Source organism: Parasphingorhabdus litoris DSM 22379 (genome assembly GCF_020906275.1).
In the GTDB taxonomy this organism is placed as follows: Bacteria; Pseudomonadota; Alphaproteobacteria; order Sphingomonadales; family Sphingomonadaceae; genus Parasphingorhabdus; species Parasphingorhabdus litoris.
The window spans coordinates 2,082,824-2,097,839 of record NZ_CP086727.1; the positions used below are offsets into that span (position 1 = coordinate 2,082,824).

A 15,016-nucleotide genomic window follows, 5' to 3' on the forward strand; every position below is an offset into this window, starting at 1 on the left:
GACCTGATATTTTCCGTCGCACTTTTGTGGCTTCGGACTATTTGAAACGCGTCCATGCATGACGGCCGCTATGGTTCAACACAGTCTCAATCTGTTGGCTTTTCAGGTCGACTGTCATCCCACCGACTTGCCGTAGAAATGTGCGATCGGCTTTTATCCAGCGCGGCTGGCAGCTAGCGGGAAGGCGCCGCTCGCTTATTACAATATCTGCTCGGCGGCAGGCGGCAGATAAGGCCAATGCGGGAATGTGATAGGAACTGCGCGTTGCCAATATTGTCCAATGTCTGCCTGATACTTCTATAGCGACCGCACAGCTATCAGCATTGCATCGCGCGTTGGGCCAATCCTCAAGCGCCATTGCCTCTCCATCCACACCCGCATTTTCCAAAAGCATGTCTCTTACAAACCCGCTTCGGCCGGTTCGTAACATAGCGACTTCTCCATCCTGATTGCGGATTCCTACATGACGGCCATCGCCGGCAATATAGATATCTGGCGGACGGTTCATGAGGACGAGCAGTGTTCCGTAGCATATTGGCAAAATGCCCCATATTCGCCAGCGCTGAGTCCAGAGAGCCATCCACAAACCGCCGAAAACCAACAATGCGAATGCCATTAACGGCATGGTTGGCAACATAGTAACGGACCCAGGACTGCTCGATACATAATGAGCCAAAACCAGAAGACTGTTGAGCGCTTGTTCGCAAACCCACCAGACAGGTGCGCCCAACCCAACCGTGTCAAGCAACAGGGCCAGGGCCTCGAGCGGCATGATTACAAATGTGGTGAGCGGAATGGCAATGATGTTTGCCAAAGCGCCGTAAATCCCGGCTTTATGAAAGTGGAAAAGCGCGATCGGCATTAATGCAAGTTCCACGACCAGCCCAGTTAGAAACAGCGCGACAATCGCTCTGCCAAATCGTTTCCCGATCGCTTCATCTCTTCTGGCAAAGAAAGATTGGATCCGCGGCGCAGTATGCAGGGCAATTATTGCCGTAACGGCTGCAAAGCTGAGTTGGAAGCTAGGACCAACCAAGGTTTCCGGCCAAATGATAAGAACCAATAACGCACCAGTTGCGACCATCCGAAGGGTAATCGCACTCCGCCCGATCACTAGAGCCGTCAACACAAGCAATGCCGCGATGCAGGCGCGAATGGTCGGCACCTGTGCGCCCGTTAGCAATGTGTAGGAAAGTGCTGCTACAGCCGCGCAACCTGCTGCTACGATAGGCAAAGGAACACGTAGTGCCAAAGCCGGGAACAAGGCCAACAACCGGATAACAAGCAGATACACTGCGCCAACAACCGCCGTCACATGCAACCCGCTAATCGACAATAAATGGGCCAATCCACTGCGACGCATGGCTTCTGCATCTGCATCATCTATTGCACCGCGATCACCCGTAGCCAGCGTTGCACCTATGGCGCCTGCACCGCCATCCATTTGCGACTGAACATGCGCGGACAGCTTTTGTCGATAATCTGGTAAAGCGGATACCGCCCACCATGAAGGCTCAGCTGGTTCAACAACCTTTATATTTCCAAGCGCTTGCCCCGTTGCCCCCAATCCCATGAACCAGGCACGGCGTGAAAAATCATAGGCGCTTGGCAAGGATGCCATGGCTGGCGGCATCAATCTGGCCCGCAATTGAATCACAGCACCGACCTGCAAGTCCGGATCCGCTTTCACCAACGGCACATTCACTCGCACTCGTTTTGGCAAGCCCTGTTTCTCATGTGTATCAAGCGTTAAACGAACCATATCGCGCGCGCTCAAAACTTCTGTCTTTTCGATTTCGGCATAGAATGAAGTGACGACAGGTTGTTCCAATACCGGTGCGGCTACTGACGAGGATCTTAGCCATATGATCGTGCAGCCCGCCCCCACAGATAGCGAAAGCCAGAATATCGCCGCCCCCACTCGCGTGCCCTGCCCCATCAATTTGACAAAAACAGCCAAGCCCGCGCAGAGGGCCAAAACCGCACTCCATAAATAAGCATCGGCCAATAGAAACCAGATTGTGATTCCCGAACCGATTCCCACCGGTATCCAAAGTGGCAACTGGTCACGCTCCTTTTCCAGGTGCAATTCCAGCAATATAAAAATTTGCGAAATTCTAAGATATTCAGGTAATTGTCGTGCGCGAAACAGCATGCTAAGGGCCTTGCCAACACCATCAGACGTGGTGGCCTTTTTAAAATTTTCATGCGCTACATCAGAGCTGTCTGGATCAAAGCTACTCTGCATCGCATTGGCGTAACACAGGATGAAACCAAGCGTGACTCTTAAAGAAACCGACACTGTCGTCACACGTTTTGCCCCCTCCCCGACAGGCTTTTTGCATATCGGCGGCGCACGTACAGCCATGTTCAATTGGCTGTTTGCCCGGCATCATGGCGGCAAAGCGCTGCTGCGTATCGAAGATACCGATAAGGCGCGCTCGACGCAGGAAGCGATTGATGCGATTCTGGAAGGACTGGATTGGCTGGGTCTCGACTGGGACGATGAACCGGTTTTCCAATCTCAACGTGCCGATCGCCATGCCGAGGTCGCTTATGAGCTGCTCGCCGCCGGCAATGCCTATAAATGTTTCGCAACGCCAGAAGAGCTGGCCGCCATGCGCGAGCAGCAAAAGGCGGAGAAAAAGCCGATGCGCTATGACGGCCGCTGGCGGGATCGTGATCCTTCCGAAGCACCGGAAGGTGCGCCCTATGTGATCCGCCTGAAAACCGAAACCGGCGGCAAGATGACTGTTACCGATGCGGTTCAAGGTGAAGTGTCGGTTCAGAACAGTGAAATTGACGATTTCATCCTGCTGCGCTCCGACGGCACGCCAACCTATATGTTGGCAGTCGTGGTGGATGATCATGATATGGGCGTCACCCATTTGATCCGCGGCGATGACCATCTTAATAATGCGTTCCGACAGCTTGCGATGATCCGCGCGATGGGCTGGAAAGAACCGACCTATGCGCATATTCCGTTGATCCACGGCAATGACGGCGCCAAGCTTTCCAAACGCCATGGTGCGCTGGGCGTAGAGGCTTATAGCGACATGGGCATTATGTCGGATGCGATGTTCAACTATCTTCTCCGGCTCGGCTGGGGGCATGGCGATGACGAGATTATTTCGCGCGCGCAGGCAATTGAGTGGTTTGGCTTGGCTGGCGTTGGCAAATCACCATCCCGCTTTGACGCCAAAAAGCTTCAAAATCTAAATGGCCAATATATCAGAGAGGCTGATGATGGCGCGCTGGTCGCGTTAACGATGCCGTGGATTGAGGAAGAGCTGGGAACAAAATTATCACCCGCCGATGGTGATTTACTGGCGCAGGCCATGCCGGTTTTGAAAAGCCGGGCAAAAAACCTTATCGAATTGGCTAATAATAGCCTTTTTCTCTATAAAAAACGACCACTTGACCTCGACGAGAAGGCACAATCTCTGCTAGACGCTGATGCACGGCAGCTGCTTGAATCGATTCACTCTACCTTGGCCGACCTCGACAACTGGACGCTTGAGGCAACCGAGGAAAAAGTGAAGGCGATAGCGGAAGCCGCCGAATTGGGGTTAGGAAAGCTTGCACAACCCATGCGAGCGGCTCTAACGGGAAGTACCAGTTCACCCGGAATTTTTGACGTGCTGATACTCTTGGGCAAGGAAGAGTCATTGGATCGTCTTGCAGATCAAATAAAATAACCTGAATTTCTCAGGAGCAGAAAGGACAATATTGTGGGCAACAATAGCGCATCATTCGGCCTAGGCGGCGAGAACTACGAATTTCCCGTGATGCAGGGTACCGAAGGGCCGGATGTCGTTGATATTCGGAAACTTTATGGGCAAACTGGTGCCTTCACTTACGATCCAGGCTTCAAGTCAACAGCCAGCTGTGAATCGGAATTGACCTTTATCGATGGCGGTGAAGGCGTCTTGCTTCATCGCGGCTATCCCATTGGCCAATTGGCTGAAAAAAGCAGCTTCATGGAAGTGGCCCATCTGCTGCTGCGCGGCGAGCTTCCGACTTCAGATGAATATGCTGACTTCACAAATACGATCACGCGCCACACGATGCTGCATGATCAGTTCTCAACCTTCTACAACGGCTTTCGCCGCGATGCTCATCCGATGGCAATCATGTGCGGTGTCGTTGGTGCGCTATCGGCTTTCTATCACGACAGCACGGATATCAGCGATCCCGAACAACGGATGATCGCAAGTCACCGGTTGATCGCTAAAATGCCGACCATCGCGGCAATGGCCTACAAATATGCCGTTGGTCAGCCCTTCATGCATCCAGATAACAGCCTGTCTTACACCGGCAATTTCCTGCGCATGACATTTGGCGTTCCTGCCGAACCCTATGAAGTTGTTCCTGCCGTTGAAAAAGCAATGGACCGGATTTTTATCCTCCATGCCGACCACGAACAAAATGCTTCGACGTCCACTGTGCGTCTCGCCGGTTCATCTGGCGCCAACCCATTTGCCTGTATCGCAGCCGGCATTGCTTGCCTCTGGGGCCCTGCCCATGGCGGTGCCAATGAAGCCGCACTTAACATGCTCCACGAAATCGGCCATCCGGACCGGATTCCTGAATATATTGAACGCGCGAAAGACAAGAATGACCCATTCCGCCTGATGGGCTTTGGTCACCGCGTGTACAAAAACCATGACCCGCGTGCGACTGTTATGCAGAAAACTGTGCGCGAAGTCTTTGATGCATTGAAAGTCTCTGACCCAGTGTTTGAAGTTGCTCTGCAGCTCGAAGAAATGGCGCTCAACGACGACTATTTCAAAGAGAAGAAGCTGTTCCCGAACGTGGACTTCTATTCCGGCATCATTCTTTCCGCCATCGGTTTCCCAACCTCTATGTTTACCGCGCTCTTCGCGCTGGCCCGGACGGTTGGTTGGGTTGCCCAATGGAACGAAATGATTTCTGATCCTGGCCAGGTGATCGGACGTCCGCGTCAGCTTTACACGGGGCCAACACAGCGTGACTATGTCGACATCGACAAGCGCTAACTTTATGTAGATATGAGATAAAAAGGGAGTCTAACCGCTCCCTTTTTTGTGCCTAAATCGTACGCGACGGCAGGCTAAGCTTGAACGTAGAACCTTTACCCACGGCGCTCTCGACGGTCAGGCTCCCATCCATGGCGTTTGCTAAACGGCGGGAAATAAACAATCCCAGCCCACTGCCACCATCACCGGAACGTCCCAATCTTTCAAATTTTTCAAATATACGTTGTTGATCTTCTACAGCGATCCCATCGCCCTGATCGCGGACGGTAACTGCAGAAAACTCACCTTCTGACGCCACTCGCAATTTGATTACCGAACCATCAGGTGAATACCGGATCGCATTGCCAATCAGATTCACCAATATTTGAAGAACTCTACGAAATTCACCTCTCACAGGCATTTTCAAGTCTTTCTCCGGAAGATCAATTCGGATCTGATGATCCGCTGCCTTGACCGCAAGCAAGCCAGCGGCGCGATGAGCGAGGTCCACCAGGTCGATATCATCTGCCGCAACCGAAAAGCTTGTCCGCTGAATGGCTTCTAGATCAGAGAGATCATTGACCAAGTCCATCAGATGGCGGCCTGCCGAGGCAATGTCTTTTGCATAGTTGGAATAGTCGCCACGCAGGGGACCTTCCAACCGACTGCCAATTGTTTCTGCATTGGCAATGATTTTGCCTAGTGGCTGACGCAATGCCGGTCCGAGCTGTGAACCAAAAAGAGAGTCACTGATCAGATCGCCTTCACCGAACCGCGTTTCTGTGTCGTCTCGATTTTCATCCGCTTCACGCTCTTGGTCCAGTTCAAGCGAAAACCGATAGCCAGAGAAAAGTCCCTCATTGTCGATCAACGGTTGTCCGGAAAGCGTATAGAATGACTTTTTACCTTGCCTCTGCCGGACATGTTGTCCCCGCACAGGTTGACGCTCTGAAATAGACTCAATCAATACGCTTTGTTTTGATGGCTCTACAAATTCGAGAACATCCAAAAGGGAGTGACCAACGTAATTTTCAATCGCATCCAAATCACCGGGCAATGATAGGGCCATGATCCGTAAAGAAGCATCGGTGCGGATGGAACCCCGCCCGTTCAAGCGATCGAAATCCCTTCTACGACTTGGCTCTTCGCGATTTGTCGAAGGCGCTGGTGACTCCTTCCAATCAACAATGCTGATCGCAATCGCCCCCTCATGCTGTCCGCGCAGAAGTCGAATTTCAACCCACATGCTGATCAGATTTTCCTCGTCGGCAGCCTGCACCGGACGTGACAGATTCATGTCCAGTTGACGACTTAGGCGGCAAAGATTCAACAATTGAGGAATAGCGAGAGGTCCGCCTTCATATCCACCGCAATGCAAATGCAAACGCAGCAGCGGCGGATCTGCCGAGACCAGGCAACCATTAGCATCCAATTGCCCGCGCACAGGCTCGGCAAGATTGCCCGACTTCGTCATCAAGCTGGCAAACCCGAAAGATGCGCATTTAGCTGATGCTGCGCATTCTGATAGAGTGCATTGGTGGACCAGCTAGCAACCAGTTGCTTGGCTTTTTCTGTTTCGATTTCTTCATAGGAGGCACGGGTCAACACCTGCCCACCGGCATCCAGCGCACCGAAAATTGACAGCGCATGATCAGCTGGAATTTCTATTGCGCGCATGGTCAAAACCAAACGAACCATATTTGGTTCTGCCGTAAACAGAATGAGCTGATCGACAGACAATCCCGAACGTCTTGCAATACGAGCAAAAAATAGATCCAACCCATCATGTATGGGATGAGGTTCCTGTTTTCCCTCCGCTACTTCGTCTACAAGCTGCGCCAGTCTCGCCGCCCGAATTGGCGTTGCAATCCCTTCGTCATGTTGGCTGAGCAATTTTTCCGCAGCTTTTGTCAGTTCTTGACCTTCGTCACCTGACATTTTCTGGAGTGCTGCGGTTACCGGCCAAGTCAGTGCAAACAAGATGTCGGCAGGCAAATTCGCGATATGGGCTTGCAAGGAACCGGATCCTGCGCTGGCACGGCTTTGCGCGACCAACAGGGCCATCGCAGCGTCAGCAACCGAGGCATCTTCATCATCCAGATAACGCGTCAATACCGCCTCAAGATCGGCTTGGGATACGCGTTGCAACAGACGCGTGTTTAGTTCCGCACGCTGCACACAGGTAAAGACATTATCGAGCAACGTCTTACTTTCGAGCAGGCCGGCATTTTGCAACAACCCATAGCTATGAACGCGGCCACTATTTCCAATCTCGATAACGATATCTTGCTGCATACCGAAATCTTCAGCTGCGATCATGCAAATTTCAGTTTCTATTTCCTGAACAATGGTGCGAAGATATTGACGCCCATTGGACAACATCCGATCAGTCAGAATAACCTCTGATTTTGGAAATAAAGCGGACGCAAGATCATCCGCGATATACCCGCTGGAAATGCCAATTGCAGAAGCTTGCTGAACAAGCCCAACGCCTGGATTCCGTTCCATTGAAAAGTCTCGTGTCGCCATGGAGTTACCCCTAGGCTAATGTGGTTAATATCTGGCTAAGTGCAACATCCACTATGCGATAGGATCTGTGCGCTCTTGATCGGTTGAACTAAGTCGCTGTTTAGCGATAATAAACAAGAGACAGAATAGCGGAGCAAAATAAAGCCCAAACAAAAAAATATTCAATGCCGCGGCTAGAAATAAAATCAGTAATATCAATGGAATATCGGGGAAAAGTCCATTCAGATGACGACCTTCTGGTTCTGCGAAAATGATCCACAGAATTCCGAAGAGCAAAAGCAATATGGTTATATGGGCGAATAATGATTCCACCCGCGCATAATGGACGACCGCAACTGTCAAGACGGCTGCTGCCAGCAGATGAAAACAAAGACCTACCAAGTCGGTTCTTTGATCCTGTCGGGAAAAAATTGAAAGACGGCGATGAAGCATAATTGCCAAAGAACCGGTCAATAGCAAGCCTAGTGACAGAACAGGCCAACCGAATAGCGCCATTATCAATGCAATCAAGCCAGCCCCCAAGCTTGCAAAACCAGTGTAATTTTTCGCACCGGGCGATTTCCAAAGCAAAGGAATGATCTTTCGCATCAACGGCCAGATGGCGAACCGATCAAGCCAATTTTGCTTGGGTATCTTGACTATATTCAACTGCCGAATGGCATAAGCTGCGCTCTCCTCGGCTTGTTGCAAGCGGGGAACCGCATCCATCTGCATATCGGCATCTGAAACCAATTCACGTTTGCATTCCGCTTGGACTGCGGTTCGAAGTAATGCCGATCCGACATCCCAATCATCCGGGATTTCTGCAATTTCTGACAAGCGTTCCGACCTTAAAACGGCAATACCAAGCCATCTATGAGTAAGGTCGATACGCTCAAAATTTTGATACTCATCAGCGTTGGAAACAACATAAATTAGCTCTTCCGATGCCGCAGACAGCTTCCGTTCAATGGCTTCATCAGGAAAAACACCATCGGCAAGAAAGACAAGATCGCTGCCCTGCGTGGGATATTCCTGCAAATCTGAAGCATTTCGAACAATATCGATCTTAACGTTGCTATTCCGCAATCCGTCGGCATATTGCAGGAGGCCGCCGTGCATAGTTGGGCTCAGCAGAATGATCTTCTCTGCCCCCATTCGCATCGCTGACTCAACCTGTTTCGAGAGAATATTGCGGTCAAAAAGAGGTAACATCCCTGCTGGCGGATCTCCCGCAGAAGTTTCGGCCGATAGTGAAATTAATGCCAGTCTCAATGAAATATCCCAATTAGCTAGCCGAACGACTTAAGCTTCATATAGGATTTAGAGATGGAGCATAAAAGCGATATCTGCTCATAGCCGTGCGCTGTTAGACTGTATTTTCAGTCTCGATGATCTTCGATCGTCTTAATTGCCTGCTCTAGCCGTCTCAAAACAGTTGGCTCGCCTGGCGCAGCGGTTGCTGCTTCTTCTGCCAACAAGAGAACTTGCCTGGCTCCAAAGCTGGCCGCCAAGCCCTTCAAACGCCATGCAGCATAGTGCCAGTTGGCATCACAACGGGCCCGATGCAGCAGATCAACCTGCCGTTTCGCGCTCTCTAAAAAGGCCGTGCGTAGCTCAGCAATTAGGGACTGATCGTCACCTACAGCAGCGGCCAATGCCGCGTCGAGCGCTCCATAATCAAATGACATGAGGCTTTTCTACGGTGCCATGGTTAACTTATAGTTTCTCCCGGCGACATTTAATGGTAAATGAGAATCATGACAGGTGGATCAAAAATTATCGGAATTAGGCGTGACCGGGGCACGGAGCCTCACATGGAACATGTCGAGATTGATGAAACTGATGGCGAAGAAGCCCTTGAGCTCAGCGATGATGATCGTGAGAGCGAGGAGGAAATCGATACAAATCAACAAGTTGACGGGGCCGATAGCGATGAAGAGTGGAGCCATTATGCGGATGAAGAAGTAAGTTCTGCTTCAAAGTCCCATTATGTCGCACCGACACTATTGGGAATCTCCATCGCCATTTGGACAGGCTTATTCCTCTGGGTCAATCAAGAGATTTTTTCCGTGATTCCTTCCATGAAAGGCGGAATCGACCTTTTCTCGCAATATTGTATGCCGGTTGCCACCCTCGCGGTGCTCTATTTGCTCTATATGAGGAACAGCACGCGGGAGGCAAAACGCTTTGATGATGTGGGATCATCTCTGCGCGCCGAATCCGAGCAGCTGGAATTTCGTCTAAAGACAGTCAATAACGAGCTGGCAATGGCACGTGAGTTTCTGGCCGGTGAAACGAGAGAATTGGAAACACTGGGTAGCCAGTCTTCCGAGAAATTGAACAATGCAGCGAGTAACATAAAATCCGCTCTCAGTGATGGCTTGTCCAAAATGAAAAAGCTCGATGATGTCGGCGGCGCTGCTTACAAAAATCTTGAACAGCTGCGCGAACATCTGCCTGTGGTTATCAACACCGCTAAAGATGTAACCAACCAGATCGGCAATTCTGGGCGATCCGCTCAAGCCGAAATTGCAGCGATGGTCACCACGCTCAAGCGCGTAGGCGATGTTGGAACGGCGGCTAAAGAGAGCCTCGATGAGTTAAATCATCGGTCTGAGGAATCTTTAGAGAATCTCGCAAAAACAGCAGAAGACATTAAGCAGAAATTCACTGCGCAATTGTCTGAGGCCGAAACCGGCACCAACCGCATTGCCGGGGTTTTAAAGAACGCATCCACCGAAGTTATCGAAGCGCTGCATAAAACGCGCGCGGAATTGGCCACCGAGTCATCAGAAAGTTCACAGGCCATCAAGGCAGACCTCGCGGCTTTGGAAGAGACGCTGGTGACAGTTGGCAAAGCGGCGGATGACGAAGAAACACGCCTCAAGGATTTGGTTGCCGGTCTGAATGAAAATATCCTCGAGATTTCCACCAAAGTGGAAACGCTCGACAATGAAAGCGGTGAAAAAACCGCAAAACTTGCCTTTGCCATGACTGCGCTGGAGCAGAATAGCGATGCACTCAAAAAATCGATCGAAGAAGGTCATGGCACAGCCGATGGCATGATCGAGCGTATTGAGCAGTTGTTGGTTGCGTTGGACAGCAGTGCCAGAGAGCTTGATGAAACATTGCCGGCTGCGTTTGAGCGGATGAATGAGAAAACTGAAAGCAGTTTTGCCACATTTAACCGCATGACCGAAGAGGCGGCAAAAGTTGGCACTGTTACTGAAGAAGTCACGGCGAAAATTGAAAAATCAGATGAAGCCATTGAAGAACAACGGGCGAAGCTCGCCAAACTAAGTCATGATGGAAATATCGCGACCGACAATGTTCTCGGAAAAATCGATGGCTTGGCGAAAGAGTTGCAAGATGTTCGTGATCAAAATGAGGCTTTGGCAGAAAGTGCTGGCGAAAAACTGATCAGCGCGCTGCTTCGTGTAAAAGAAACAGCAAGACAAGCGTCCGAGCATTCTCGAGAAGCTCTGGAGAAATCCATATCCGGCTCTGCGGAAGCCTTTGAGAAGGTCAGTGAAGAAGCTCTCAACAAGATTATCGACGAGAAGATAACGTCGATCGCACCCAAGCTGGAAAAAGCTGTTTCCAATGCCGTCGCCACAACTGAGTCGACCGCAGGTCATCTGACCAGCCAGCTCAACGCAATTGAGGAAATGACGGTCAAGCTGGAACAACGCATTTTGTTCGCGAAAGAAAAAGCGGAGCAGAGCAGTGAAGAGAATTTCACGCGCCGGGTTGCGTCACTCACCGAGTCACTCAACTCCACTGCCATAGACGTGACCAAATTGCTGTCGAACGAGGTAACCGACACCGAATGGGCCGCTTATCTGAAAGGAGATCGCGGTATCTTCACCCGTCGGGCGGTACGCCTGCTCGATGCCGGAGAGGTCCGCGAAATATTATCAGAATATGACAGCAACTCCGAGTTCCGCGAACATGTAAACCGCTATATTCACGACTTTGAAACGATGCTCCGCGGTGTCCTGGCAACCCGAGACGGAAGTGCGGTAAGTGTTACTTTGCTGTCATCTGACATCGGCAAACTATATGTCGCATTGGCACAAGCAATCGAACGCCTTCGTAGCTAGTTAATCGCAACCAAAGTTAGCCACGTATCCGCTCAATACTCCCGAAGAAATCGATATCTTCGACTGTAACCCAGTGGTTGGTGTAGTTAAAATAGAACAAGATAAACGCAAATGTGGCGAGCAATGTCGTGTAGAGTAGAACCCTGCCCGGCTTGAAATTGACTGGGGCTCCATCTGCTTGCCCTTTGACCATTTCAACCCCCGTTTCCGCATGATTGCGAATACCGAAAGGCAGAATGATGAAGGCTGAGATCACCCAAAACAAAACATAAATCGCAAGGATAGATGTCCATTCCATAGGATCAGGCCTCTACTACCAATACCGCAACAATAGGTTTCTTTCCGGTCCATTCCGTTGCACTACGCCGGACCATCAAGCGCACTTCTTCAGAAAACCGGTCGATATCACCAATTGGCTTCCTGTAAGTCTCAGTAATTTTGTTATAAATCTCATCGAGAAAATCTTCTTCATCTTCCTCCAACGGAACACCTGACAGACGAAGCGATGGCTGTCCTGAGACTTTGCCCTTAGGATCGAGACCTATCGCCACGGAAATCATCCCATTATAGGCGATTTTCCGCCGCTCGTTAAGCGTCTTGCCATCTGCTGGAATAATGACATCTCCATCAACAACAAGTCGCCCTGTTCTCTCCTGGCGCAGTATTTTCGGGCCATCAGGCGCCAGACGAACTACATCGCCATTTTGCTGAAAAATCGTTTTGGGAACACCTTGCTCTATGGCGAAGCGCGCCTGCTCTTTCATATGACGGATTTCACCATGGACGGGCACCAATATCTCTGGACGGATCCATTTATACATTTCGGCCAGTTCCGGACGACCGGGATGTCCCGATACATGGATATGCTCCTGTCGATCAGTAATCATGACGACACCTTTGGCTGCCAACTGATTCTGAATACGACCAATGGCAATCTCATTACCCGGTATTTGTTTGGACGAGAAAAGGACGTGATCGCCCTCAGTCAGCTTGATTGTATGTGTATCACCAGCGATCCGGCCCAGTGCTGCCCGCGCCTCACCCTGCCCGCCCGTTGCGATAATCATGATTTCATCGCGCGGAATATTCATCGCATCATCGAAGCTCACCGTTGCAGGAAAGTCTTTCAGATAGCCATTTTCGCGAGAATTTTCGATCATCCGGTCCAATGACCGTCCAGCGACACATAACTGCCGACCAGAGTTTTTCGCAACCTCGCCAAGCGTTTGCAGTCGAGCGGCATTGGAGGCAAATGTCGTTACCAATACGCGATTATCAAGATTTTCAACGACCCGCATGAGATTGCGATAAACATCGCCTTCTGAACCCGACGGAGCATTATTGAAGACATTTGTCGAGTCACAAACCATCGCCAGGATGCCATCATCACCGACAGCGGTAAGCTGCTCAGGTGTAGATGGTATTCCCAACATGGGTTCCTCATCCAACTTCCAATCGCCAGTATGGAATATTTTGCCATAAGGCGTGTCGATCAGCAGCGCGTTGCCTTCTGCGATGCTGTGCGCAAGCGGCAAATAACGAAAACCGAAAGGCCCAAGATCGAAGCTTCCTTCATTCGGGATGATGTTCAATTCAACATCATTCTCCAGGCCTACTTCTTCCAGTTTTCGCCGTATTAAACCGGCGGTAAAAGGCGTCGCATAGAGCGGAACATCCAGTTCACCTGCAAAATAAGGAATCGCCCCAATATGGTCCTCATGACCATGGGTCAGCACAATCCCCAGCAGGTTTTTCGATTGCTTCTCGATAAATTCCAGGTCTGGCAAGACAAGATCAATGCCGGGATAGGCCGGATCTGAAAAAGTCATACCAAGGTCGACCATGACCCATTTACCATCGCAGCCATATAGATTGACGTTCATGCCAATCTCCGCCGACCCGCCAAGAGCCAGGAAGAGAAGTTCGTTTTTTGGTTTTATCATTAGGTGTTGGTTGCTCTCTGGTAGAGGATTAACAGGCCGCGTAGCGTAAGGTCGGACTCAAGATGATCAAATACGTCAGTATGTTCATCAAATAGCACGGACAGGCCTCCCGTCGCGATAACCTTTGTTGGGCGCCCTATTTGAACTTTTGTACGTTGGACCAATCCCTCGATCATTCCAACATAGCCCCAAAAGATACCAATCAGCATCTGGCTTTCTGTTGTGCGGCCAATGACATTGTCATCGTCTGGTGCTTCTAACGCGATGCGCGGCAATTGCGCTGTTTTACCGACCAATGCATCAAGCGAGAGATTGATACCCGGCGCGATAACGCCGCCTTTATAGGCGCCGTCATAATCGGCAACATCAAAAGTCGTAGCGGTTCCGAAATCGATGATCACAATATCTTGTTTGTAGGTCTCATGCGCTGCGATAATGTTCAGCACACGATCGGCTCCCACCGTGTCCGGTTGCGCAACATCCAACGCGACACCCCATTCGGCATCTCCGCGACCTGCTACAAGCGGCGTCACGCCAAAATATTTCTCGGACAACACGGTTAGATTATGAAGAGCCCGGGGAACAACGGTACCGATAATTACGGCATCGACAGAATCCAAACTCCAATCATTCAACTCAAGCAATTGTCGTAACCAAACCACATATTCATCGGCAGTGCGGCGCGGATCTGTAGCGATGCGCCAACGGGCCTTTATTTCTGACCCCTCAAAAAGCGCGAACACAACATTCGTATTACCTGCATCTATTGCGAGCAGCATCATTGAACCTTTCTTCTAACCGACTTCAACATCGCCAGCATGTATCTCGATAAGCGTTCCGTCCGGCTTTCTCAAGCGCAGTGCACCGTCATTCGAAAGGCCAGCATATTCGCCGTCCACGCGGATTCCGTGGGCATCGCTTGTTGATAAGCGTGTTCCCACTGGATGGGCATTTTGTTGCCATACATCCAAGATCGCAGCCAGACCCGACTGCCTCCATCTAATCAGCACATCCATAAAATTTTGTGCCAAAGATTCCAGAAATGCAGAGGCGGTCAGCTCAGGATCAGCTCCCTCCTTATGCAGGCTGGTAACAACCCGCCCCTCGACCTCTGGAGCAATCGCGACGTTTACGCCAATGCCCACGACAACCGAATCACCGGCGCCTTCGAGCAAAATTCCACAAATTTTCGAACCAGATACCAATATATCATTGGGCCATTTCAACCAGATCTCATCATGTGGAAGATGCGCGTTGATCGTCTCATATACGGCGAGTGCTGCTACAAAAGACAATGTCAAAGGCGCAGGATCACCGATACGGCAGTTCACTATCGTACTACAATAGAGATTACCTTTCGGGCTCTCCCATCTGCGCCCCATTCGCCCGACACCGCCGTTTTGTTTTTCAGCACGTAGCCAACTTCCCTCAACGGCACCCGATTTGGCACGTGCTTTCATGT

The 15,016-nt window shown here is 50.7% G+C and carries 12 protein-coding genes; 3 read left to right on the top strand and 9 right to left on the bottom strand.

Annotated features, from left to right (window positions below):
- Positions 1-37: 37 nt before the first annotated feature.
- Positions 38-2,248, bottom strand: coding sequence for a ComEC/Rec2 family competence protein (locus BS29_RS10040; protein WP_229953524.1), 2,211 nt, complete (start codon positions 2,246-2,248; stop codon positions 38-40).
- Between the two features lie 19 nt (positions 2,249-2,267).
- Between BS29_RS10040 and gltX the strand changes: the two genes are divergently transcribed.
- Together gltX and BS29_RS10050 are read left to right on the top strand one after the other, a co-directional pair.
- On the top strand, positions 2,268-3,698 hold the full coding sequence (gene gltX / locus BS29_RS10045) for a glutamate--tRNA ligase (protein WP_407673689.1): 1,431 nt from the start codon (positions 2,268-2,270) through the stop codon (positions 3,696-3,698).
- Between the two features lie 90 nt (positions 3,699-3,788).
- Complete coding sequence (locus tag BS29_RS10050) at positions 3,789-5,018, top strand: citrate synthase (RefSeq protein WP_229956849.1); 1,230 nt, start codon at positions 3,789-3,791, stop codon at positions 5,016-5,018.
- Positions 5,019-5,070: 52 nt separating this feature from the next.
- Here the strand turns inward: BS29_RS10050 and BS29_RS10055 are convergent, their stop codons facing one another.
- The 4 genes from BS29_RS10055 to BS29_RS10070 all read right to left on the bottom strand — a co-directional run bounded on the left by BS29_RS10055 (position 5,071) and on the right by BS29_RS10070 (position 9,196).
- Complete coding sequence (locus BS29_RS10055; RefSeq protein ID WP_229953526.1) at positions 5,071-6,471, bottom strand: sensor histidine kinase; 1,401 nt, start codon at positions 6,469-6,471, stop codon at positions 5,071-5,073.
- A complete protein-coding gene (locus BS29_RS10060; RefSeq protein ID WP_229953527.1) occupies positions 6,471-7,526 on the bottom strand; it encodes a hypothetical protein in 1,056 nt (351 codons plus the stop codon). The genes BS29_RS10055 and BS29_RS10060 overlap by 1 nt, the downstream gene beginning before the upstream one ends.
- Positions 7,527-7,577: 51 nt before the next feature.
- Positions 7,578-8,720 (bottom strand): hypothetical protein, encoded by a 1,143-nt coding sequence (locus tag BS29_RS10065; protein ID WP_229953528.1) that lies wholly within the window; start codon positions 8,718-8,720, stop codon positions 7,578-7,580.
- A 167-nt stretch (positions 8,721-8,887) separates the two neighbouring features.
- On the bottom strand, positions 8,888-9,196 hold the full coding sequence (locus BS29_RS10070; RefSeq protein WP_229953529.1) for an Hpt domain-containing protein: 309 nt from the start codon (positions 9,194-9,196) through the stop codon (positions 8,888-8,890).
- 126 nt (positions 9,197-9,322) lie between these two features.
- On the opposite strand from BS29_RS10070, the gene BS29_RS10075 reads away from it, so the two are divergent.
- Positions 9,323-11,611 carry a coiled-coil domain-containing protein gene (locus BS29_RS10075; RefSeq protein ID WP_229953530.1) on the top strand — a complete coding sequence of 763 codons (2,289 nt, stop codon included), beginning with the start codon at positions 9,323-9,325 and terminating at the stop codon, positions 11,609-11,611.
- Between the two features lie 16 nt (positions 11,612-11,627).
- On the opposite strand, the gene BS29_RS10080 is transcribed toward BS29_RS10075, so the two are convergent.
- Genes BS29_RS10080 through BS29_RS10095 form a run of 4 tightly spaced genes read right to left on the bottom strand, consistent with a single transcriptional unit; the run spans position 11,628 to position 15,014 of the window.
- Positions 11,628-11,909: a DUF1467 family protein gene (locus BS29_RS10080; protein ID WP_229953531.1), complete on the bottom strand. Its 282-nt coding sequence runs from the start codon at positions 11,907-11,909 to the stop codon at positions 11,628-11,630.
- 4 nt (positions 11,910-11,913) lie between these two features.
- On the bottom strand, positions 11,914-13,551 hold the full coding sequence (locus tag BS29_RS10085) for a ribonuclease J (RefSeq protein WP_229956850.1): 1,638 nt from the start codon (positions 13,549-13,551) through the stop codon (positions 11,914-11,916).
- A 2-nt stretch (positions 13,552-13,553) separates the two neighbouring features.
- Positions 13,554-14,333 (bottom strand): type III pantothenate kinase, encoded by a 780-nt coding sequence (locus BS29_RS10090; protein WP_229956851.1) that lies wholly within the window; start codon positions 14,331-14,333, stop codon positions 13,554-13,556.
- A 15-nt stretch (positions 14,334-14,348) separates the two neighbouring features.
- Entirely contained in the window at positions 14,349-15,014 is a 666-nt protein-coding gene (locus tag BS29_RS10095) for a biotin--[acetyl-CoA-carboxylase] ligase (protein ID WP_229953532.1), read from the bottom strand.
- Positions 15,015-15,016 lie beyond the last annotated feature (2 nt).